20 protein-coding genes and 1 pseudogene are annotated in these 19,545 nt (G+C 59.5%); 9 read left to right on the forward strand and 12 right to left on the reverse strand.

Going from position 1 to position 19,545, the window contains the following annotated elements; translation table 11 throughout:
- Positions 1–46: 46 nt before the first annotated feature.
- Positions 47–1,171 (forward strand): GNAT family N-acetyltransferase, encoded by a 1,125-nt coding sequence (locus tag IMW75_RS03600; RefSeq protein WP_205891899.1) that lies wholly within the window; start codon positions 47–49, stop codon positions 1,169–1,171.
- Between the two features lie 15 nt (positions 1,172–1,186).
- On the opposite strand, the gene aqpZ is transcribed toward IMW75_RS03600, so the two are convergent.
- The 5 genes and pseudogenes from aqpZ to IMW75_RS03625 all read right to left on the reverse strand — a co-directional run bounded on the left by aqpZ (position 1,187) and on the right by IMW75_RS03625 (position 6,396).
- The gene (gene aqpZ / locus IMW75_RS03605; protein WP_205891900.1) at positions 1,187–1,882 is read right to left on the reverse strand and encodes an aquaporin Z; all 696 of its coding nucleotides are present in this window, start codon (positions 1,880–1,882) and stop codon (positions 1,187–1,189) included.
- A 295-nt stretch (positions 1,883–2,177) separates the two neighbouring features.
- The gene (locus IMW75_RS03610; RefSeq protein ID WP_205891901.1) at positions 2,178–4,010 is read right to left on the reverse strand and encodes an ABC transporter ATP-binding protein; all 1,833 of its coding nucleotides are present in this window, start codon (positions 4,008–4,010) and stop codon (positions 2,178–2,180) included.
- Positions 4,011–4,091: 81 nt separating this feature from the next.
- Positions 4,092–4,649 (reverse strand): peptidylprolyl isomerase, encoded by a 558-nt coding sequence (locus IMW75_RS03615; RefSeq protein WP_205891902.1) that lies wholly within the window; start codon positions 4,647–4,649, stop codon positions 4,092–4,094.
- Between the two features lie 3 nt (positions 4,650–4,652).
- Positions 4,653–5,458, reverse strand: a pseudogene (locus IMW75_RS03620) (alpha/beta fold hydrolase).
- Between the two features lie 14 nt (positions 5,459–5,472).
- The gene (locus tag IMW75_RS03625) at positions 5,473–6,396 is read right to left on the reverse strand and encodes a PA3225 family LysR-type transcriptional regulator (RefSeq protein WP_205891904.1); all 924 of its coding nucleotides are present in this window, start codon (positions 6,394–6,396) and stop codon (positions 5,473–5,475) included.
- A 49-nt stretch (positions 6,397–6,445) separates the two neighbouring features.
- On the opposite strand from IMW75_RS03625, the gene IMW75_RS03630 reads away from it, so the two are divergent.
- The 3 genes from IMW75_RS03630 (at position 6,446) to IMW75_RS03640 (ending at position 8,814) form a co-directional block, all read left to right on the forward strand.
- Positions 6,446–6,760: a 3-phosphoglycerate kinase gene (locus IMW75_RS03630; RefSeq protein ID WP_122837881.1), complete on the forward strand. Its 315-nt coding sequence runs from the start codon at positions 6,446–6,448 to the stop codon at positions 6,758–6,760.
- Between the two features lie 237 nt (positions 6,761–6,997).
- Positions 6,998–7,597 (forward strand): FMN-dependent NADH-azoreductase, encoded by a 600-nt coding sequence (locus IMW75_RS03635; RefSeq protein ID WP_045058708.1) that lies wholly within the window; start codon positions 6,998–7,000, stop codon positions 7,595–7,597.
- Between the two features lie 350 nt (positions 7,598–7,947).
- On the forward strand, positions 7,948–8,814 hold the full coding sequence (locus tag IMW75_RS03640; protein WP_122837882.1) for a carboxylate/amino acid/amine transporter: 867 nt from the start codon (positions 7,948–7,950) through the stop codon (positions 8,812–8,814).
- Between the two features lie 63 nt (positions 8,815–8,877).
- Here the strand turns inward: IMW75_RS03640 and IMW75_RS03645 are convergent, their stop codons facing one another.
- Positions 8,878–10,176 carry a mechanosensitive ion channel family protein gene (locus IMW75_RS03645; RefSeq protein WP_205891905.1) on the reverse strand — a complete coding sequence of 433 codons (1,299 nt, stop codon included), beginning with the start codon at positions 10,174–10,176 and terminating at the stop codon, positions 8,878–8,880.
- Positions 10,177–10,369: 193 nt separating this feature from the next.
- Here IMW75_RS03645 and IMW75_RS03650 point away from each other — a divergent pair, with 193 nt between their 5' ends.
- Complete coding sequence (locus tag IMW75_RS03650; protein WP_205891906.1) at positions 10,370–11,716, forward strand: DEAD/DEAH box helicase; 1,347 nt, start codon at positions 10,370–10,372, stop codon at positions 11,714–11,716.
- Between the two features lie 58 nt (positions 11,717–11,774).
- Here the strand turns inward: IMW75_RS03650 and IMW75_RS03655 are convergent, their stop codons facing one another.
- The gene (locus tag IMW75_RS03655; protein WP_045058698.1) at positions 11,775–12,050 is read right to left on the reverse strand and encodes a hypothetical protein; all 276 of its coding nucleotides are present in this window, start codon (positions 12,048–12,050) and stop codon (positions 11,775–11,777) included.
- 86 nt (positions 12,051–12,136) lie between these two features.
- Positions 12,137–12,868 (reverse strand): DUF899 domain-containing protein, encoded by a 732-nt coding sequence (locus IMW75_RS03660; protein WP_205891907.1) that lies wholly within the window; start codon positions 12,866–12,868, stop codon positions 12,137–12,139.
- A gap of 172 nt (positions 12,869–13,040) precedes the next feature.
- On the opposite strand from IMW75_RS03660, the gene IMW75_RS03665 reads away from it, so the two are divergent.
- Positions 13,041–13,430: a transcriptional regulator gene (locus tag IMW75_RS03665; RefSeq protein ID WP_205891908.1), complete on the forward strand. Its 390-nt coding sequence runs from the start codon at positions 13,041–13,043 to the stop codon at positions 13,428–13,430.
- Between the two features lie 148 nt (positions 13,431–13,578).
- Here IMW75_RS03665 and IMW75_RS03670 read toward each other — a convergent pair whose 3' ends face one another.
- From IMW75_RS03670 to IMW75_RS03680, 3 genes are all read right to left on the reverse strand, one after another.
- Entirely contained in the window at positions 13,579–14,448 is an 870-nt protein-coding gene (locus IMW75_RS03670) for a DUF6279 family lipoprotein (protein ID WP_205891909.1), read from the reverse strand.
- A gap of 99 nt (positions 14,449–14,547) precedes the next feature.
- Entirely contained in the window at positions 14,548–15,264 is a 717-nt protein-coding gene (locus tag IMW75_RS03675) for a TorF family putative porin (protein WP_045058694.1), read from the reverse strand.
- A gap of 204 nt (positions 15,265–15,468) precedes the next feature.
- Positions 15,469–15,657: a hypothetical protein gene (locus IMW75_RS03680; protein WP_177328536.1), complete on the reverse strand. Its 189-nt coding sequence runs from the start codon at positions 15,655–15,657 to the stop codon at positions 15,469–15,471.
- Between the two features lie 351 nt (positions 15,658–16,008).
- Between IMW75_RS03680 and IMW75_RS03685 the strand changes: the two genes are divergently transcribed.
- Positions 16,009–16,845, forward strand: coding sequence for a CvfB family protein (locus IMW75_RS03685; RefSeq protein ID WP_045058693.1), 837 nt, complete (start codon positions 16,009–16,011; stop codon positions 16,843–16,845).
- 43 nt (positions 16,846–16,888) lie between these two features.
- Entirely contained in the window at positions 16,889–17,281 is a 393-nt protein-coding gene (locus IMW75_RS03690; RefSeq protein WP_045058692.1) for a DUF2177 family protein, read from the forward strand.
- Between the two features lie 4 nt (positions 17,282–17,285).
- Here IMW75_RS03690 and IMW75_RS03695 read toward each other — a convergent pair whose 3' ends face one another.
- Positions 17,286–18,467 carry an MFS transporter gene (locus tag IMW75_RS03695; RefSeq protein WP_205891910.1) on the reverse strand — a complete coding sequence of 394 codons (1,182 nt, stop codon included), beginning with the start codon at positions 18,465–18,467 and terminating at the stop codon, positions 17,286–17,288.
- A 101-nt stretch (positions 18,468–18,568) separates the two neighbouring features.
- Here IMW75_RS03695 and ptrR point away from each other — a divergent pair, with 101 nt between their 5' ends.
- Positions 18,569–19,462, forward strand: a complete 894-nt coding sequence (ptrR, locus tag IMW75_RS03700; RefSeq protein WP_045058690.1) for a putrescine utilization regulator PtrR — start codon at positions 18,569–18,571, stop codon at positions 19,460–19,462.
- Positions 19,463–19,545 lie beyond the last annotated feature (83 nt).

Consider the following 19,545-nt stretch of genomic DNA (forward strand, 5'->3'; position numbering starts at 1 on the left):
AAGCGATACTCGCGAAGCTTTCACGCATTCAGGTGAAGAGGAATTTATGCCCCTGCAGCGACTGGAAAATCTGTCCGACATTGCCCCGCGCACCTGGGATGCCCTGGTGCCGGAGGCCCAGCCGTTTTTGCGCCATGCCTTTCTCAGTGCCCTGGAAGACAGCGCCAGCATCGGCCCGCATTCGGGTTGGCAAGCCGAGCATCTGTTGCACGTAGAGGGCGACCGGCTAATCGCCGCGCTCCCCTGTTACCGCAAGTGGCACTCATACGGCGAATACGTGTTCGATCACGCCTGGGCGGATGCCTGCGCACGGGCGGGCATCGACTATTACCCCAAGCTGTTGACAGCGGTGCCGTTCAGCCCGGTCAGCGGGCCGCGACTGCTGGCGGCCAGCGTGGAGGACGGCTTTGAATTGCTGCAGAGCCTGCCGGGTTACCTGGAAATCGAAGGCCTTTCCAGCGCCCACATCAACTTTACCGATCCCTTTACCGACGCCGCTTTGGCCCAGCAACCGGGCTGGCTGCAGCGAATCGGCTGTCAGTACCACTGGCAGAATCGCGGTTATCGGGACTTCCAGGATTTCCTCGACGCCCTCAGTTCACGCAAGCGCAAACAGATGCGCAAGGAACGCGAGCAGGTCGCGGGGCAGGGCATCGAGTTCGAGTGGCTGGAAGGGCGGCAACTGAGCGAAGCGCAGTGGGATTTTGTCTATGCCTGCTACGCCAACACGTACGCGGTGCGGCGCCAGGCGCCTTACCTGACGCGGGCGTTTTTCAGCTTGCTGGCCGAGCGCATGCCCGAGTCAATTAGGGTGGTCCTGGCCAAACAAGGTGCACGCCCGGTGGCAATGGCTTTCAGCCTGGTGGGCGGCGGCAGTTTTTACGGGCGCTACTGGGGCTGCCTGGCGGAATTTGACCGCCTGCACTTTGAGACCTGTTTCTACCAGGGCATGGATTACGCCATCGCCAATGGTTTTCAGCGCTTCGACGCTGGCGCCCAGGGCGAGCACAAGCTGATCCGCGGCTTTGAACCGGTGATCACTCATTCATGGCACTACTTGCGCCATCCCGGGCTGAAGGCTGCGGTCAAAGACTTCCTGCAACAGGAGCGTCTGGGCGTGCTGGCTTACGCCGAGGAAGCGAGGACCGCCCTGCCTTATCGACAGGAATGATCCTCGCTCCCGGTCTCAGCTGTCTTCCTCGCCCAGCCAGCGGTATGTCACCCCGCCGACCACCGCGCCGAGCAACGGCGCGACCCAGAACATCCACAGCTGTGCGATCGCCCAGCCGCCCACCAGCAGTGCCGGGCCGGTACTGCGGGCCGGGTTGACCGAGGTATTGGTCACGGGGATCGAGATCAGGTGGATCAGCGTCAGGGCCAGGCCGATGGCGATCGGTGCCAGTCCTGCCGGCGCGCGCTTGTCGGTGGCACCGAGGATGATCAGCACGAACATCGCCGTCATCACCAGTTCGCAGACGAAGCCTGCCGCCATCGAGTACTTGCCGGGAGAGTGTTCGCCGTAGCCGTTGGAGGCCAGCCCCGTCGACAGATCGTACCCTTCCTTGCCGCTGGCGATGTAGTAGATCAACCCCGCAGCAATAATGGCGCCGACCACCTGGGCGATGATGTAGGCCGGCAATTCCCGGGCAGGGAATCCACCGCCGACGCATAAACCGACCGAAACGGCCGGGTTCAGATGACAACCGGAGATATGGCCAATGGCAAAGGCCATGGTCAGTACCGTGAGGCCAAACGCCAGGGCCACACCCAGTACTCCGATTCCAAGCGGAGAAGACGCGGCCAGGACCGCACTGCCGCACCCCCCCAACACCAGCCAGAATGTACCGAACAACTCAGTAACTGAACGTTTGAACAGAGACATGAGAGCGTCCTTGATAGGCTTGCTATCGAGACTGCATCGCGTGATGCATCCTGCAGATTTACGACAGGTTCGTCTCCAGAACCTTGGCTGAGTACAGCAGGGTTTTTGTGGAATGCCAATCTGGGAAAAACTGCCAGCGCCCGTGGTCTGGGGCCTGTGGCGGTTTAACAGGGTAGAGGGGGCCCTGTGGGAGCGAGCCTGCTCGCGATGGCGGAGTTTCAGTCAATGTAAATGCTGAACCTAAAACCGCTATCGCGAGCAGGCTCGCTCCCACAGGGGGATGGTGGCATTCAACTCAGTCGATCCCGACGAACCCACCCGTCTGGTGCTGCCACAACCGCGCATACAATCCGCCATGGGCGAGCAGTTCGGAATGGCTGCCGGTTTCGGCGATCCTGCCGTTTTCCAGGACCACCAGACGGTCCATACGTGCGATGGTCGAAAGCCTATGAGCGATGGCGATCACGGTCTTGCCCTGCATCAGGGTTTCCAGGCTTTCCTGGATCGCGGCTTCGACTTCCGAGTCCAGGGCCGAGGTGGCTTCGTCCATGATCAGGATCGGTGCGTCCTTGAGCAGCACCCGGGCAATGGCGATCCGCTGGCGCTGGCCGCCGGAGAGTTTCACCCCGCGTTCACCCACATGGGCATCAAAGCCGGTACGACCTTCAGAGTCCGACAGCAGCGGGATGAACTCATCGGCGCGGGCCTTGCGCGCCGCTTCCCAGAGTTCAGCATCGGTGGCGTCAGGTTTGCCGTAGAGCAGGTTGTCACGAATCGAACGGTGCAGCAGCGAAGTGTCCTGGGTGATCATGCCGATGCACTCGCGCAGGCTTTCCTGGCCGACTTCGGCGATGTTCTGGCCGTCGATGAGGATGCGCCCGCCTTGCACGTCATACAGGCGCAACAGCAGGTTGACCAGGGTCGACTTGCCGGCGCCGGATGGCCCGATCAGGCCGATCTTTTCCCCCGGCTTGATGGTCAGGCTGAGGTCGCCGATGATCCCGCTTTTCTTGCCGTAGTGAAAATCGACGTGCTCGAACCGCACCTCGCCATGGGGCACGGTCAGCGGCTTGGCCTGGTCGCGGTCGGTGACGCTGACCGGTTGCGCGATGGTCTGCAGACCGTCCTGGACCATGCCGATATTTTCAAAGATGCCGTTGACCACCCACATGATCCAGCCGGACATGTTGACGATTCGGATCACCAGGCCGGTCGCGAGGGCAATGGCGCCCACCGAGATCAGCGACTGGGTCCACAACCACAGCGCCAGGCCGGTGGTGCCGACGATCAGCAGGCCGTTCATGCTGGTGATGACCACGTCCATGCTGGTGACCACGCGCCCTGCGAGCTGGGCTTTTACCGTCTGTTCCTCGATGGCCTCCTTGGCGTATTGCTGTTCGAAGTTGGTGTGGGCGAACAGCTTCAGCGTGGTGATGTTGGTATAGCCGTCAACGATGCGCCCCATCAGTTTGGAACGGGCATCAGAGGACACCACCGAGCGTTCTTTGACCCGCGGCACGAAGTAGCAGAGCGCGCCAATGTAGGCCGCGATCCACGTCAGCAAGGGAATCATCAGGCGCCAGTCGGCTTCGGCGAACAGCACCAGGGAACTGATCGCATAGATCAGCACATGCCACAGCGCATCCACCGCTTGCACGGCGGAATCGCGCAGGGAGTTGCCGGTCTGCATGATGCGCTGGGCAATGCGGCCGGCGAAGTCGTTCTGGAAGAAATTCAGGCTCTGCTTGAGCACATAGCTGTGGTTCTGCCAGCGGATCAGGCTGGTCATGCCAGGGCTGAGGGTCTGGTGCACCAGCAGGTCATGCAGGCCGACGAAAATCGGCCGCAAGACCAGGGCGACCACCGCCATCCAGGCCAGCTCGATGCCGTGCTCCTGGAAAAAATTGACGTTGGGTGTGCCTTGGGTCAGGTCGATGATGCGGCTCAGATAACTGAACAGCGCCACTTCGATCAGCGCACCGATCAGGCCGACAATCAACAGGGCGGCGAAACTCGGCCAGACCTGCTTGAGGTAATAGGTGTAGAAGGGGAGAACCCGATCTGGCGGAGCCGCCGTCGGAGCATCGCGAAAAATGTCGATCAGTTGTTCAAAACGGCGATAAAGCATCGGTTCTCCGCCCGCGCACGGGCTCTCCTTTGACAGTGCGAACGGCGCCCTGAGGAGCGCCGCCCGGTACTTTCCTGCAGCTTAGTCGATGCGCTTGGCCGACTTGATGAACACAGGATCGGCAGGCACGTCTTTCATGCCGCCGCGCATGGTGGTTGGCGAGTTGACGATGATGTCGACCACGTCCATGCCCTTGACGACTTTCCCGAACACCGCATAGCCGTCGCCCTGGTCGAGGAAATCGTTGTCCTTGACGTTGATGAAGAACTGGCTGGTGGCCGAATCCGGTGCCGAGGTACGGGCCATGGAAAGGGTGCCGCGCACGTTGACCAGGCCGTTCTTGTGCTCGTTCTTGATGGACGCCTTGGTGTCTTTCTGCTGCATCTGTTGAGTGAACCCGCCGCCCTGGACCATGAAGCCGGGGATCACGCGGTGGAAAATCGTGTTGTTGTAGAAGCCGCTGTCGACGTACTCAAGAAAGTTCTTGGTACTGATCGGCGCCTTGACCGGGTCCAGTTCGATCTCGATCTGGCCATTGGTGGTTTCCAGCAGCACGTGCGGGGCCTTGGCAGGCGTGGCGGCCATCAGGTTGGCGGCAAACAGAACGGTGCCGGCGGCGAGGGCGATTTTTTTCAGCATGGGTCAGTGATCCTGAGTGTGGTGTTGTCGACTGCGGTGAGAAACTCGAGCAGGGTTTGATTGAAATGTTCGGGCTGGTCAAGCGGGGTGGCGTGGCGCGAATCGGCAATCACAACCAGCCGCGCATCAGGCAGCAGTTTTACATAGTTTTCTTTCAACGCGACCGGGGTGTAGTCACGGTCGGCGCTGATGATCAGCGTTGGACAGGAGACTCTGGAAAGTCGTTCCTGAACGCCCCAGCCGACGATGGCATCGAAGCTGGCGAGATAAGCATGTTTGTCGTTTGTTGCCCAGCGCAGGGCCATCTTCTCACGCAGGTTTGCCTGCTCCGGCTTGGGAAACAGTTTGGCGCCCAGGGCTTTGCCGATGGTGCCCAGGCTCAACGCGCGCATCAGGCTCCAGCGCTTGAACCACTGCCAGTAATCGTCGCGGCTGCGCAGCTTGACCTCTGGTGCGCTGTTGACGATGCACAGGCTTTTGAGCAGCTGCGGCTGGTCCACGGCCAACTGGAAACCGATCATGCCGCCCATCGACAGGCCGACATAATGCACGGGGCCAAGATTCAAATGCTCGATCAGGGCGACCAGGTCGGCGCTGAACCCGGCGATGCTGTAGCGCTCCCGGGGTTTTTCGGAACGGCCGTGGCCGCGGATGTCCGGGACAATCACCCGGTAGCGGGCTGATAGCGCCGGGATCTGCATTTCCCAGTCCAGGGTGCTCGAGCCGAGGCCATGGACCAGCAGCAACGGGGTGCCGTGGCCATATTCCTCATAGTGCAGGTTGCAACCTTCATGTTCGAAATAGGCCATGCAGTCACTCCATGTCAGGCTTGTTCAGGGGCCGCGAAGGGCGCATCCAGCGGCGCGGTGTCGAATGTTCGTAGCAGGTCGATGAGGATCTGCGTCGCCGGGCCCAGGGGTTTGTCCTTGTTCGAATACAGGTAGAAGCTCGGATTACGACTGCCACCCTGATCCAACGGTAGCAGCTTGAGCGAACCTTCCTTCAATTCGCGTTCGATCATGTGCCGGGGCAACCAGGCAAAGCCGAGGCCGCTGCTGACAAAAGTGGCGGCGGTGGCCAGGCTGCCTACCGTCCAGCGCTGCTCAGCCCCCAGCCAGCCGACATCCCGCGGCTGCTGGCGGCCGGAGTCGCGAATCACCACCTGCATCTGGCTTTCCAGGTCCTGAAAGCTCAATTCACGGTTCAGGCGATGCAACGAGTGATCGGGGTGGGCCACGGCGACAAATTCGACGTCGCTCAATTCCGCCCCCAGGTAGCCGGGAATGCTTAAACCGGTGATGGCCAGGTCGGCAACCCCTTCCAGCAATACTTCCTCGACGCCGGACAGCACCTCTTCACGCAGCCGCACCCGACAGCCGCGACTTTGCGGCATGAACGCGGTCAGGGCGCGCACCAGGCGGGCACTTGGGTAGGCGGCATCCACCACCAGGCGCACTTCCGCTTCCCAGCCCTGTTCCATGTGGTGGGCCAGGTCTTCCAGCTGGCTGGCCTGTTTAACCAACTGCCGGGAGCGGCGCAGCAGCACGCCGCCGGCCTCCGTCAGCACGGCCTTGCGACCATCAATACGCAGCAGCGGCACGCCGAGCTGGTCCTGCATACGCGCCACGGTGTAGCTGACAGACGATTGCGAGCGATGCAGCGCCTCGGCGGCCTGGGCAAAACCGCCGTGATCGACCACGGCCTGCAACGTTCGCCATTGATCAAGGGTCACGCGGGGCGCTTTCATGTTGGGCTCCTGTTGTCCTAAGCTGGCAGCACTTATTGGAGACTGCCGAATGAAAAAATTCTGTTATCTGGTGCTGGCGATGTTGCCACTCACTGCGTTTGCCTATCCGATCGACGTCACCAAGCAGCTCAATGGCATGAGCATCGACTACGATGCCACTGATACCGATAGCGACATCGCCTCCATCCAGGTCAACAACTACGGCACTGTCGATGCAACCTGCAAGGTGGTCTTCACCAATGGCCCGGAAGCGCCGCGCACTCGCAAGATCGAGGTGCCCGCCGGGAAACACAGCTTCGCCACCGCCAAATTCACCCGTACCATTATTAAAATGCGCATCAACCTGACTTGCTCCCCCAAATAGCATCGTCCGGGGAACTCCTGTGGGAGCGAGCCTGCTCGCGATGGCGATCCGTCGGTAGAAACTGCTGAAACAGATACACCGTTATCGGGGGCAGGCTCACTCCCACAAGCGCATGCCCTGAGGTTATAAACGAATTTATTGATGGGTTGTAGCAGTTATTTGCGCTTTTTCATCGATATGGTTCTGTTTAACCTTCACTCCATCGCCTTACAGCATTCTCAGATGGAGCCATAAACCATGTCACGCGTCCTGATCATTGAAAGCAGCGCTCGTCAGCAAGATTCGGTTTCCCGCCAACTGACCCAAACCTTTATCAGCCAGTGGCAAGCCGCGCACCCGGCCGACCAGATCACCGTCCGTGACCTCGCCGTGAATCCGGTGCCCCACCTGGACAGCACGTTGCTGGGTGGCTGGATGAAGCCGGCTGACCAGCGCAATGACAGCGAACATGCCGCGCTGGAGCGTTCCAACCAGCTGACCGACGAATTACTGGCCGCCGACGTTCTGGTGATGGCTGCGCCGATGTACAACTTCGCCATTCCAAGCACCCTTAAAGCCTGGCTGGACCATGTGCTGCGTGCCGGCGTGACGTTCAAATACACCGAGACCGGCCCCCAGGGCCTGCTCAGCGGCAAGCGCGCCTACGTGCTGACCGCACGCGGCGGTATATACGCCGGTGGCCCGGCGGATCACCAGGAACCGTACCTGCGCCAGGTGATGGGGTTCATCGGCATCAACGATGTGACCTTCATCCATGCCGAAGGCATGAACCTGGGGGGTGACTTCCAGGAGAAGGGCCTGAATCAGGCGAAAGCCAAGCTGGCCCAGGTTGCTTGATATGTTAATCGTCAGATAATCGCTGGATGTTCTAGTGACCTGGCGTGACCCCTTCAAGGCTTTTACGCGCATCGAACCTCCCTTTGCACTTCTGCTCCTGAGTGCTGCCGCCCGATTGAACGCTTTAGCGAGATCGGGCTTTTTTTTGCCTTGATGTTTTGGGTTGGCGGTGAGGGCTACCTGCGGCCGTTGATTTCTCTGTAGGAGCTGTCGAGAGAAACGAGGCTGCGATCTTTTGATCTTGCTTCGGATATATATCCATCACCCAGAAAGGGATATGCACACGAACTCAACATCGCGATAACCGAAAAAACCCGCTATCGTCGCCGCCATTCAAAACGAGGCGACCCATGGGCTATCTACTTTTCGTCACCCTGATCCAGGCGTTTTCCTTCAGCCTGATCGGCGAATACCTCGCCGGACACGTCGACAGCTACTTCGCCGTACTGGTACGGGTAATGCTCGCCGGCCTGGTCTTTATCCCCCTGACCCGCTGGCGCTCGGTTGAGCCCGCATTCATGCGCGGCATGCTACTGATCGGCGCCCTGCAGTTCGGCGTCACCTATGTCTGCCTGTATCTCAGCTTCAGGGTCCTGACCGTGCCCGAAGTGCTGCTGTTCACCATCCTCACGCCACTGCACGTGACCTTGATCGAAGACGCGCTGAACCGCCGCTTCAACCCCTGGGCCCTGGTCGCTGCACTGGTAGCCGTGCTTGGCGCCGCAGTCATTCGTTACGACCGCATCAACCCGGACTTCTTCATGGGCTTCCTGCTGCTGCAGTTGGCGAACTTCACCTACGCCGCCGGGCAAGTGCTTTACAAACACCTGGTCGCCAAACACCCCAGCGACCTGCCGCACTATCGGCGTTTCGGTTACTTCTACCTGGGCGGATTTGCCGTGGCACTGCCCGCGTTCCTGCTGTTCGGCAAAGCCGACTTCCTGCCCGAAGCGCCGCTGCAATGGGGGGTGCTGGTATTCCTCGGGCTGGTCTCGACCGCGCTCGGCTTGTACTGGTGGAACAAGGGCGCGTGCATGGTCAACGGCGGGACGCTGGCGGTGATGAACAACCTGCACGTGCCAGTGGGGCTGCTGCTCAACCTGCTGATCTGGAACCAGCATGAAGAGCTGGGACGGCTGCTCTTTGGCGGCATGGTGATTCTGGCGGCGGTGTGGATCAGCCGGCTGGGTATCAGGCCAGACCCGAAACGGGTGTAGGAGCTGCCGAAGGCTGCGATCTTCTGATGTTGAAGATCAAAAGATCGCAGGCTGCGCCAACGCCTACATCACGTGTTTTTCCGGTTCTGGAACCGCGCTCGCGCCCAGCACAGCCGGCAACAAACCCGTGCGCAAATCCCCGCCACTGGGCTGCTGATAAAGACTCAAGCCAAACTCCGGCAGCACCGCCAGCAGATAATCGAAGATATCGCCCTGGATTCTTTCATAATCAGCCCACACCGTGGTGCGGGTGAAACAGTAGATCTCCAGCGGAATGCCCTGGGCAGTGGTTTGCATCTGGCGAACCATGCAGGTCATGTTCGGCTGGACTTCCGGGTGGCTTTTCAGATACGCCAGGGCATAGGCGCGGAACGTGCCGATGTTGGTCATCCGCCGCCGGTTGGCCGACATCGCCGCGACGTTGCCCTGGGCTTCGTTCCAGGCCTTGAGTTCGGCCTGCTTGCGACTGATGTAGTCAGTCAGCAGATGCACCTGGGACAGCTTCAACTCCTCGTCATCGCGCAGAAAGCGCACGCCACTGGCGTCGATGTACAGGCTGCGCTTGATCCGTCGTCCACCGGACTGCTGCATGCCGCGCCAGTTCTTGAATGACTCGGACATCAGGCGCCAGGTCGGGATCGACACGATGGTCTTGTCGAAATTCTGCACCTTGACCGTGTGCAGCGTGATGTCGACCACATCACCATCGGCACCCACCTGCGGCATTTCGATCCAGTCGCCTACCCGCAGCATATCGTTGCTGGTCAGTTGCACGCTGGCGACAAACGACAGCAGGGTGTCCTTGTAGACCAACAGGATCACCGCCGACATGGCGCCAAGACCCGACAGCAGCAACAACGGCGAACGGTCAATCAGGGTGGCGACGATGATGATGGCGCCAAACACGTACAGCACCATTTTCGTCAGTTGCACGTAGCCTTTGATCGACCGGGTGCGGGCGTGCTCGGTGCGCGCATAGATGTCCAGCAAGGCGCTGAGCAGGGCACTGATGGCCAGCAGCAGGAAAAGAATGGTGAAGGCCAGTGCGACGTTGCCAAGGAAGACCAGGCTGGTCTTGCTCAGCTCGGGCACCAGGTGCAGGCCGAACTGGATGACCAGCGACGGCGTCATCTGGGCCAGGCGATGGAAGACCTTGTTGTGCCGCAGGTCATTCATCCAGTGCATGGCGGGCTGACGCCCGAGCAGTTTGGCGGCGTGCAGGATCAGGTAGCGTGCCACTCGTCCGAGGACCAGGGCAACCACCAGCAACACCACCAGCGCCAGGCTGGAGTGCAGGAGCGGGTGCTGATCGAGCGCACCCCAGAGGTCTTGGACGTTGAGCCAGAGCTGTTTGATATCCATAAGCTAAAACGGTTCTTCTGTAAGACGCGACGGGTCGATTAGAGCATTTAAGACGCTTCATATTGCGACTGGAGACAAACAAGGCAACAAAAAAACCACTGATTAGCGCCGTTTGTATAAAGAAACTCGGCCTCGGCGCCCGAAACCGGTAACCTATGCAGCTGTTTTTTTGTATTTCTTCGAGGTAGCACCCGTGTTTTCCCAATTCGCCCTGCACGAACGCCTGCTCAAAGCCGTGGCCGAGCTTAAATTTGTCGAGCCAACGCCTGTGCAAGCAGCGGCTATTCCGCTGGCGCTCCAAGGGCGTGACCTGCGGGTGACTGCGCAAACCGGTAGCGGCAAAACCGCTGCTTTCGTTTTGCCGATCCTCAACCGTCTGGTCGGCCCGGCTAAAGTCCGCGTCAGCATCAAGACCCTGATCCTGCTGCCGACCCGCGAGCTGGCCCAGCAGACCATCAAGGAAGTCGAGCGCTTTGCCCAGTTCACGTTCATCAAGTCCGGCCTGATCACTGGCGGTGAGGACTTCAAGGTCCAGGCCGCCATGTTGCGCAAGGTGCCGGACATCCTGATCGGTACGCCGGGCCGGATGATCGAGCAACTGAACGCCGGCAACCTCGACTTGAAAGAAGTCGAAGTGCTGGTGCTCGACGAAGCCGACCGTATGCTCGACATGGGCTTTGCCGAGGACGTCCAGCGTCTGGTCAAAGAGTGCACCAACCGCCAGCAGACCATGCTGTTCTCCGCGACCACCGGTGGTTCGGGCCTGCGGGAGATGGTCGCTGCGGTGCTGAACAACCCTGAGCACCTGCAGCTCAACAACGTCAGCGACCTGAACGCGACCACCCGTCAGCAGATCATCACCGCTGACCACAACCAGCACAAAGAACAGATCGTCAACTGGCTGCTGGCCAACGAGACCTACCAGAAGGCCATCGTGTTCACTAACACCCGCGCCATGGCTGACCGCATCTACGGTCGCCTGGTGGCGCAAGACTACAAAGCGTTCGTGTTGCACGGCGACAAGGACCAGAAAGACCGTAAGCTGGCCATCGACCGCTTGAAGCAGGGCGGCGTGAAGATCCTGGTGGCTACCGACGTGGCCGCTCGCGGCCTGGATGTCGACGGCCTGGACCTGGTGATCAACTTCGACATGCCACGCAGCGGCGACGAATACGTGCACCGCATCGGTCGTACTGGGCGTGCCGGTAACGATGGCCTGGCGATCTCGCTGATCTGCCACGGCGACTGGAACCTGATGTCGAGCGTCGAGCGCTACCTCAAGCAGAGCTTCGAGCGCCGTACCATCAAGGAAGTCAAAGGCACCTACGGCGGACCGAAGAAGGTCAAGGCTTCGGGCAAGGCTGTTGGCGTGAAGAAGAAAAAGGTCGACGCCAAGGGCGACAAGAAGAAAACCGGCGCCAAGGCTCCGACCAAGCGCAAGATCGCCAACCGCCCGAAGACCGACGCACTGTCGCTGGTGAGCAAGGACGGCATGGCGCCGCTCAAGCGCCGCAAGCCGGAAGCGCCGGCCGCTGAGTAATAAGCGGTTCCAGCGCCACATGAAAAACCCGGATTAGCGTCCGGGTTTTTTTATGCCTTTAGCTTTCAGCTTTTTTCTCTGCTGAATTCAGCTCTTTGAGCCGCTGGTCAATCAACTGGCACTTGTCCGGCAAATCGGCACTGGCAGTACCCAGGTCCATCTTCTGCAACTCGTCGTTGATTTCCTTGGCCTTGGCCGGGTTCTGCTCGGTCAGCCGGGTCACTTCCTTGGCCAGCTGTTCGCGTTTGGCGGTGGCTTCTTCAGGCGTGCAGGCCCAGGCGGGCAGGGCGCAGGCAAGCGTGGCGGCAAGGGTGATTTTCAGCAATGTCTTCATGGGGCAGCCTCGTTTCCGGTGAGGGCGGTATAACGGGTTGAGCGTTTTGGTACGCAAAAAGTTCAGAAACACAGCGCGCCCTTCGTTCAACGATGGCAGCAGCTTGCCGGTGCTTGCGCCTCATAGCGGTCGTGGTGTCGCACCCACTCCATGATTTCTTCCTCATTACGGCCCTTGGGCGTGAGGTCCAGGTAATTGTATGCCCCAACCAACAGGTCGAGGCCCCGGGCATAGGTGGAGTAGGTGTGAAAAATATCCCCGGCTTCGTTGCTATAAAAGACGCTGAGGCCAGGCAGTTCTTCTTCTGCACCATCAGATTTTTCGTAGTTGTAGGTGGCTTTTCCGGCGGCAATATCCTCGGCCCGCGCGCAGACGCCAAAGTCGTAGTTAAAATCGCAACCTTCAGATGACACCCAGTCAAACTTCCAGCCCATGCGTTGCCGGAAGTCCTGGAACCGGGCATAAGGCGCGTGGGAGACCGCAACCACAGAGACGTCATGATGGGCCAGGTGCAGGTTGGCACCGTCGATGTGATCGCTCAGGAAGGAGCATCCAGGGCAACCTTCGTCCCAACCCTCGGCAAACATGAAGTGGTAGATGATCAGCTGACTGCGGCCGCCGAACAGGTCGGCCAGTTTCAGTTCGCCGCCTGGGCCCTGGAAGTGGTAGTCCTTATCGATCTTCACCCATGGCAAGGCGCGGCGTTCGGCGCTGAGTTTGTCGCGCTCGCGGGTAAAAGCTTTTTCATGGGCCAGGTGTTGCCGGCGCGCGGCGAGCCATTCTTCGCGGCTCACGACCGGATGGTTCTGAACGTTCATGGTGGGTTCTCCTTCAGGCAGCGATAGCGGGCACCCATTAGTCGTCCGGCCTTCGCCCAATTCGACATACCGCCGGTCAGTGCCGCTGAAAATCCAGGCTGAACGGCTGGGACCGGTGCAGGTCACACTCTATGAAGGCCAACTCACTCTCTGGCTTGGAGGTTGAATCAGGATGACGACTTATAATTGGGATTTGATTGAATGCTTGCTGCATGAAGTGCAGAGCGATGACACAAGCTTCGCGCCACGTGCTTATGCCGAAAAATACGCGGCGGCGAAGGCGGCAGAGGGCGGGGAACCCGAAAACCTTGATCACCTTAAAGCCGTGGCAGGAGAGTACGAAAAGCTATTGCTGGAGCGCGGTTACATCGAACCTCGGCCAGAAGAGCAGGGTGGCTCGGGGTCCAACTACATCTTGACGGCGCGAGGCTCGAGTTTGTTGAGCCTGATCGACAGCTGCATTCCGGGCAATGACCACCCGCGTCAGGTGCTGGACGAGCAGGAAGATGCGCTGGATGAAGTCACGTTCGATACGGTCGCGTCGAAAGCTCAGATTGCCTGAACGCCCGCGATGCCCGTGTGGCTCAACTCTGTGGGAGCGAGCCTGCTCGCGACGCGGTATAACATTCAACTTTGATGTTGGATGGGATGATGCTATCGCGAGCAGGCTCGTTCCCACATGCAATCGTGGTATCTGAACGGGTATTTGTTCAATTTTGCTGCGCCGCTTTCAGGCATTTCAAATCTTTGAAGTCTTTCCTCACTCCCTCGATCTTCTTCAATAACCGCTCGCGCTGTGCTGGCGTGCTTTCGGCCATCAAATCCACAAACAGCGATCGAGCCTGTGCTTCGGTTGCAGCGAAGGCCTGGCGATAAGCCGGCGTCCACAAACTCTCCCTGTTCACCAGCAACGTCTCGATGCGTTGCGCAAACTCCGGACTGTGGCGCTGCGCCACGGCCGCGCTGAATTGCTTCTGCCAGTGGACCCGGTTGGCGATCCATTGGGTGTTCTGGTCACCCAGAGCCGTGGACCAGGCCACTACACGTTGCTTCTGGGTCGAACTCAAAGGCCCGAGCCAATCATCCAGGCGTTTCTCCATGCGCCGTGTGCGGTCCTTGATCTGTTGGTCCAGGGATGGCTTGAGGTATTCCTCCTGACGCTTGCGCTGATCCTTGGCAAAGGCTTCATTCATCTCCGCCACTTGCTTGTCGTCCAACCCCTGCAACAGCACGATGGCTGAGGGGGTGATTGCCCGGGCAGTCTGCGCGATGGCTTCCTTGGCTTCCTGGGTCCGGGCTTGCAGCGCTTCGTCGGTTACCTGATTGTTTTCGACCATGGTCTGCAGGCGATCCAGCCAGTCCAGATACCCTGGCAGTTGTGTCGTGCAGTGCCAGCTCAGGTGTTCCTTGAGGCGTTCGTTGAACCAGCCTTTCTGCTCGCCATTCATGTCCAGGTAGTCGCTGAGCGTCCAGGGAATGATCACGTCGAGGTTGCGATAGGCCAGGCCCACGCGGCTGCACGCGCCGAGGGCCAGGCTAAGGGTGAGGATGACGGCGAGACATTTAAACCAGCGCGACATGGGCGAGTCCTTGCAAAAGCCTGGCTACTTGAGGAGATTCTTATGTGATCGCAGGATCAGCCTTGCAGTTCATATCATCGGCGCACACCGCCCCGCCGCTCAGTAGAAGCTGCGCTCGGCCTTGAGGGTTACCAGCCCGTCGCACTGGCTGTTGTGTCCGGAATAGGCGGAGCAATCACTGCCGCTGAGGTTGGAATCGCTGTAGATCAGGTTCAGGTCGATGCCCATGAAGGGGCGGGAAAGCTGCACTGACCAGTCGGTAAAACTGCCGATATTGCCGCCGTCGACCGAGACCGGCGCGTTCAGCTGGTGGCTGGTGTACTTCATGCTAACCCCAATTCCAAACGGCTTGTTGCCGCCAAGATCGGCAAACACGGTGCTGTTCTGCTTGTCGGGGTCGTTGCTGAACGCGGCGCCGAAGCGGCTGCCCAGTAACGTCAGGCCGCCAAACAGCTCCTGGCTGTCGAGGGTGTCCACTTTCGGGTAGCTGTAGTGAATCATCCCGACCTCGTAACCGAGCGTCTGGTCGAAAGGCTGCTTGAAGCCCATGTAGGAATCGACTTCCAGGTTGTTACCTGTACTCAGGCCCATGCTGGGTGACCATTGGCCGACGTAGAACCCGCTGTCGTGGCTCAGGTCGAGGCCGCCATGGAATGAGCCGACGGCGGCCGGTTTGACCAGGCCCTGAGCCATGCTGCGCGAGGGCGAGGTGCCGAGTTTCAGGTCGAAGTCGCCCAACTCGCGCTGGAAGATCTGCGCATGGGCGAGCGAACACGACAGCAGGGTGCCGAGCAATATGAGTGGGGGCTTGAACATGCGTCACTCCATGAACAGCGCGAAGCAGAAACCTGAAAGCGGCTGAAACGCTTGATCTAGAGGTGTGCAAGGATACCGGCGAATACCCGGCGCTGGAGGCCGTTCGTCGATTTTTGAGAATTGGGAGTTTGTGCGGGTATTTCGGGAGGGTTCAGTCCAAGCGCTTCGAAGCTCAAAGCGCCTATGGACCAGTTGATGCCGGTATTACTTTTTGCCCAGCGTGATCTGCTTGGACGGGCCGAACGTCTGACCGCTGACGCCTTTGGCAATTTGCTGGATCTCGCCGCCGGACTTGAGGAATGCAGCGATCTGGTTGTTGATCGATTCGCTGGTTTCAACGGCTGGAGCTGGCTTTGCTTTGCTGTTGGATGCTTTTTGACGCATGGCGGCCATTAACCTATAGAAAATTAACTTGGCCATGAATAATACAGGAAATACTTGACAATTGCTTGGGAAATATCTCCCCAATTTAATCTTGGCGGCAGTGGGATTTAAACCGGATTAATAATCTTCCGGTCGCCCTAAGCTGCTGTTTTAACTACAGACGTGTGGATGAGAAAAGGTTTTTTGTGCAGGCGATGGGCGCTGAAGCTGGGTCGGTTCGTCGGACGAGCGGCTGGTGCCGGTGAGCCAAACCCATGAAAATCAAGCTTTTGAGCTAATTTTTCGGCGCCACCGGGCCGGGCGCAGAACGCTGACCGCAAAACCGGGTAGAATGCCGCCCACGCAATGAGGGTATTGGACATGGCTTTAATCGGGCGTTACAACAGTTTGCAAGTGGTTAAACACACTAACTTCGGTTTATATCTGGACGGTGGCGCGGATGGCGAAATCCTGCTGCCTAATCGTTATATTCCCAAAGATATTCCCAGCGAAGATGAAGATTGGCTTAACGTTTTCATTTATCTGGACAGCGATGACAAACTCATCGCAACGACCGAAACGCCGAAAGTTCAAGTCGGTGAATTCGCCAGTTTGAAAGTTGTTGAAGTCAACAGCATCGGCGTATTTCTCGATTGGGGCCTGCCTAAAGACCTGCTGCTGCCGTACTCCGAAGAAAAACGCCAGATGACCGCCGGCGAATATGTCGTGGTGCACGTGTATCTCGACAAGCACACGCGTCGGATCACCGCCACTGCACGGCTGGATCGCTACCTGGACAAGACCCCGGCCAGCTACACTGCCGGCCAGGAAGTGGACTTGCTGGTAGCCGAAGCGACCGATATGGGTTTCAAGGCAATCATTAACAACAAGCACTGGGGCTTGATTCACAAGAACGAAATCTTTAAGTTCATGCGCGCCGGCAAGGAAGAGAAGGGCTTCATCAAGGAGGTTCGTCCCGACGGCAAGATCAGCCTGAGCCTGCAGCCGGTTGGCGAAGAAGCGGCCACCAGCTTGAACTCGAAGATCCTTGCCAAGTTGCGCGACAACAACGGTACCTTGCCGATCAGCGACAAGAGCGATCCGACCCTGATCAGCAGCATGTTCGGCGTCAGCAAAGGCAACTTCAAGAAAGCGATCGGCGCGTTGTACAAGAACGGCCAGATCGTCATTCACGCAGATCGTATTGAACTAAGCTGATGGCCGACCAGCCCCATGCTTATCAACAGGGGGATGGACGACCATGAAAAAAGAGTTATTTGCGTACGCGGGCACCTTGCTGGCGTTTCTGGTCCTGGATGGCCTTTGGCTCGGCGTGTTGATGGCGTCGAAGTACAAGGCACTGCTTGGCTCGCTGATGCTCGACAAACCGCTGCTGGGTCCGGCAGCGGTTTTCTATCTTTTGTATGTCTTCGGTTGCGTGATGTTCGTGGTATTGCCAGCCACCAGTTGGCAGCGCGCAGCGTGCATGGGCGCCTTGCTGGGCCTGGTGGCGTATGGCACGTATGACCTGAGCAACTGGGCGACGCTGAAAGGCTGGTCGGCCCAGTTGGTATTCATGGACATGGCCTGGGGCGCCTTTGCCACTTGCCTCGCCTGCACCGTTGGTTACTGGGCTGCCCGCAAGGCGCTGTGACCCTTCAACGTTGAACGATGGTTGTGCGGTCGCCCGCGCTGAACCTCGTTGCAGCATTGTCGGCGCTGCCCGACAGCGCACCCGCGATCAGCAAGCCGCTGCCGGCAACGATCAACCCAGGCTGCAAACTGCCGCTGTAATGGCTGCTTGCCGCAGCCAGCAGCGGGCCTGCGAGCTGACCTATTGCGAAGCACGCGGTCAGCAACCCCGCGTTGCGCTGAGTGGCGTGGGGTGCCAGTTCCCGCGAGCGTTGCATCACCAGTTGCATGCAGGCCAGGAACGGTCCGCCGCACAGCAGCACACCCAACGCCAGGCCCGTGCCACTGCCCAGCAGGCAGGCAAAGACGCCCGCCGCCTGCAGCCACAAGGTCGCCATCAGCCAGTGCCGGGTGGCGTTCGGATTGTGTCGGCGCAAACTCACCAGCACCACACCGGATGCAGCGGCCAGGCCGAAGCATGGCCAGAACAAATCGGCCTGCCATTGGCCCTGAAATTGCGCGCTGGCCATCTGTGAAAGGAAGGTGGCGGGAATGATGTAGCCCAAACCGTACAATCCATAGACCAGGCCCAGACGGCCGATGCCGCGGTGTGCGGTGCCTGCGTCGACGGGTGCGCTAGCCGCTGTTGCGGCTGGCCGGGGCAGGAATGGCAGGATCCCCAGCAACATCACCAGCCCGACTGCGGCATATACCAGCCACAATGTGGCCGAGGTCTGCCCCAGCAGGTTCGAGCCCAGCGCCAGCATCCCGGTCAGGAAAATGCCCAGGCCCGGTCCGGCAAATACCAGGGCACCCAGACGTGGACGACCGGCCGCGACGGCCAGGGGCTGACTCAAGGCGGTGATCATCACCAGCACCCAGGCGCTGGCCACACCGGTACCAAAGCGCAGCAACAGATGCGACCAGAAACCGTGGGCCCAGAACGACGCCAGGGTCAGCAGGACACATAGCCACAGCCCACCCTGCAACCGACTGCGGATCTGCGCAGGCCTGCGGGAAAACATCGCGTCCACGGCGCCGACGAAATAACCCAGATAATTTGCTGCAGCGATCAAACCCGCCGCAGTCAGGTCGATCTGACCTTCGCTGAGCAGGTGCGGGAGTTGGGGTGTCAAGGCGAAGCGGCCGATGCCCATGGCCATCATCAAGGCGATAAAGCTGGCAGACAAACGAATCAAGGGGGTCATGGTGGACTCCTGCTGAATATCAACGACCGTCAGGCTAGGACTGTTTGACTTTCTTTAAAAATGAATAATAGTGAGTAACTTATTCATTTTTGGAGAATGGCGTGGAATTCAGTCAACTGCGCATCTTCCAGGCAGTCGCCGAGGAGGGTTCCATTACCCGAGCCGCAGAGCGTTTGCATCGGGTGCCGTCAAACCTGTCGACGCGGCTCAAGCAATTGGAAGAGCAACTCGGTGTAGAGCTTTTCCTGCGCGAACGTCAGCGTTTGCAGCTGTCGCCTGCAGGGAAAGTTCTGCTGGACTACACCGGCAAGTTGTTCAGCCTGCACGATGAGGCGCAGGCGGCCGTGCAAGGCGGGCAGCCGGCGGGCGATTTTGTGCTCGGTACCATGTACAGCACGGCCGCGATTCACCTTCCGGCCTTGCTGGCGCGCTATCACCGCAGTTACCCGGCGGTGAACCTGCAGGTGCAGTCCGGTCCCAGCGGTGAGCTGCTGGAAGGGTTGTTGACCGGTCGGCTGGATGCGGCATTGGTAGACGGCCCGCTGGAACTGGCCGGCCTCGACGGCTTGCCACTGTGCGACGAACGACTGGTGCTGATCAGCGAGGCTGACCATCCGCCGGTGCGCAGCGCGCTGGATGTGCAGGGGCGTTCGGTGTTCACGTTTCGTCAGGGGTGTTCCTACCGCATGCGCCTGGAGGCCTGGTTCGCCCATGATCATGCAGCCATGGGGCGGGCCATGGAGATTGAGAGTTACCCGGGCATGCTCGCCTGTGTGATCGCAGGCTCTGGCGTGGCGCTGATGTCGGAATCCATGCTCGCCAGCTTGCCAGGGCGCGAAAGCGTGGCCGTGCACCCGTTGGCCGAACCGTTTGCCAGTGCGACTACTTGGCTGATGTGGCGCAAGGGCATGGTCGGGGCCAATCTGAATGCATGGATAGAACAGCAGCAGGCGGTCTACCCGGGGCTTTCGAAGGCGGAGCAGGCGTTTGCTTGAACTATCCGAGCGGGATTTGGATCAATTCAGTAACAGATCATTGTTTCTTTTGCCGAGCATTGCGCAGGACTTCGGACTATTAT

Origin of the sequence: Pseudomonas gregormendelii, assembly GCF_017114825.1 — a bacterium.
GTDB classification, from domain to species: domain Bacteria; phylum Pseudomonadota; class Gammaproteobacteria; order Pseudomonadales; family Pseudomonadaceae; genus Aquipseudomonas; species Aquipseudomonas gregormendelii.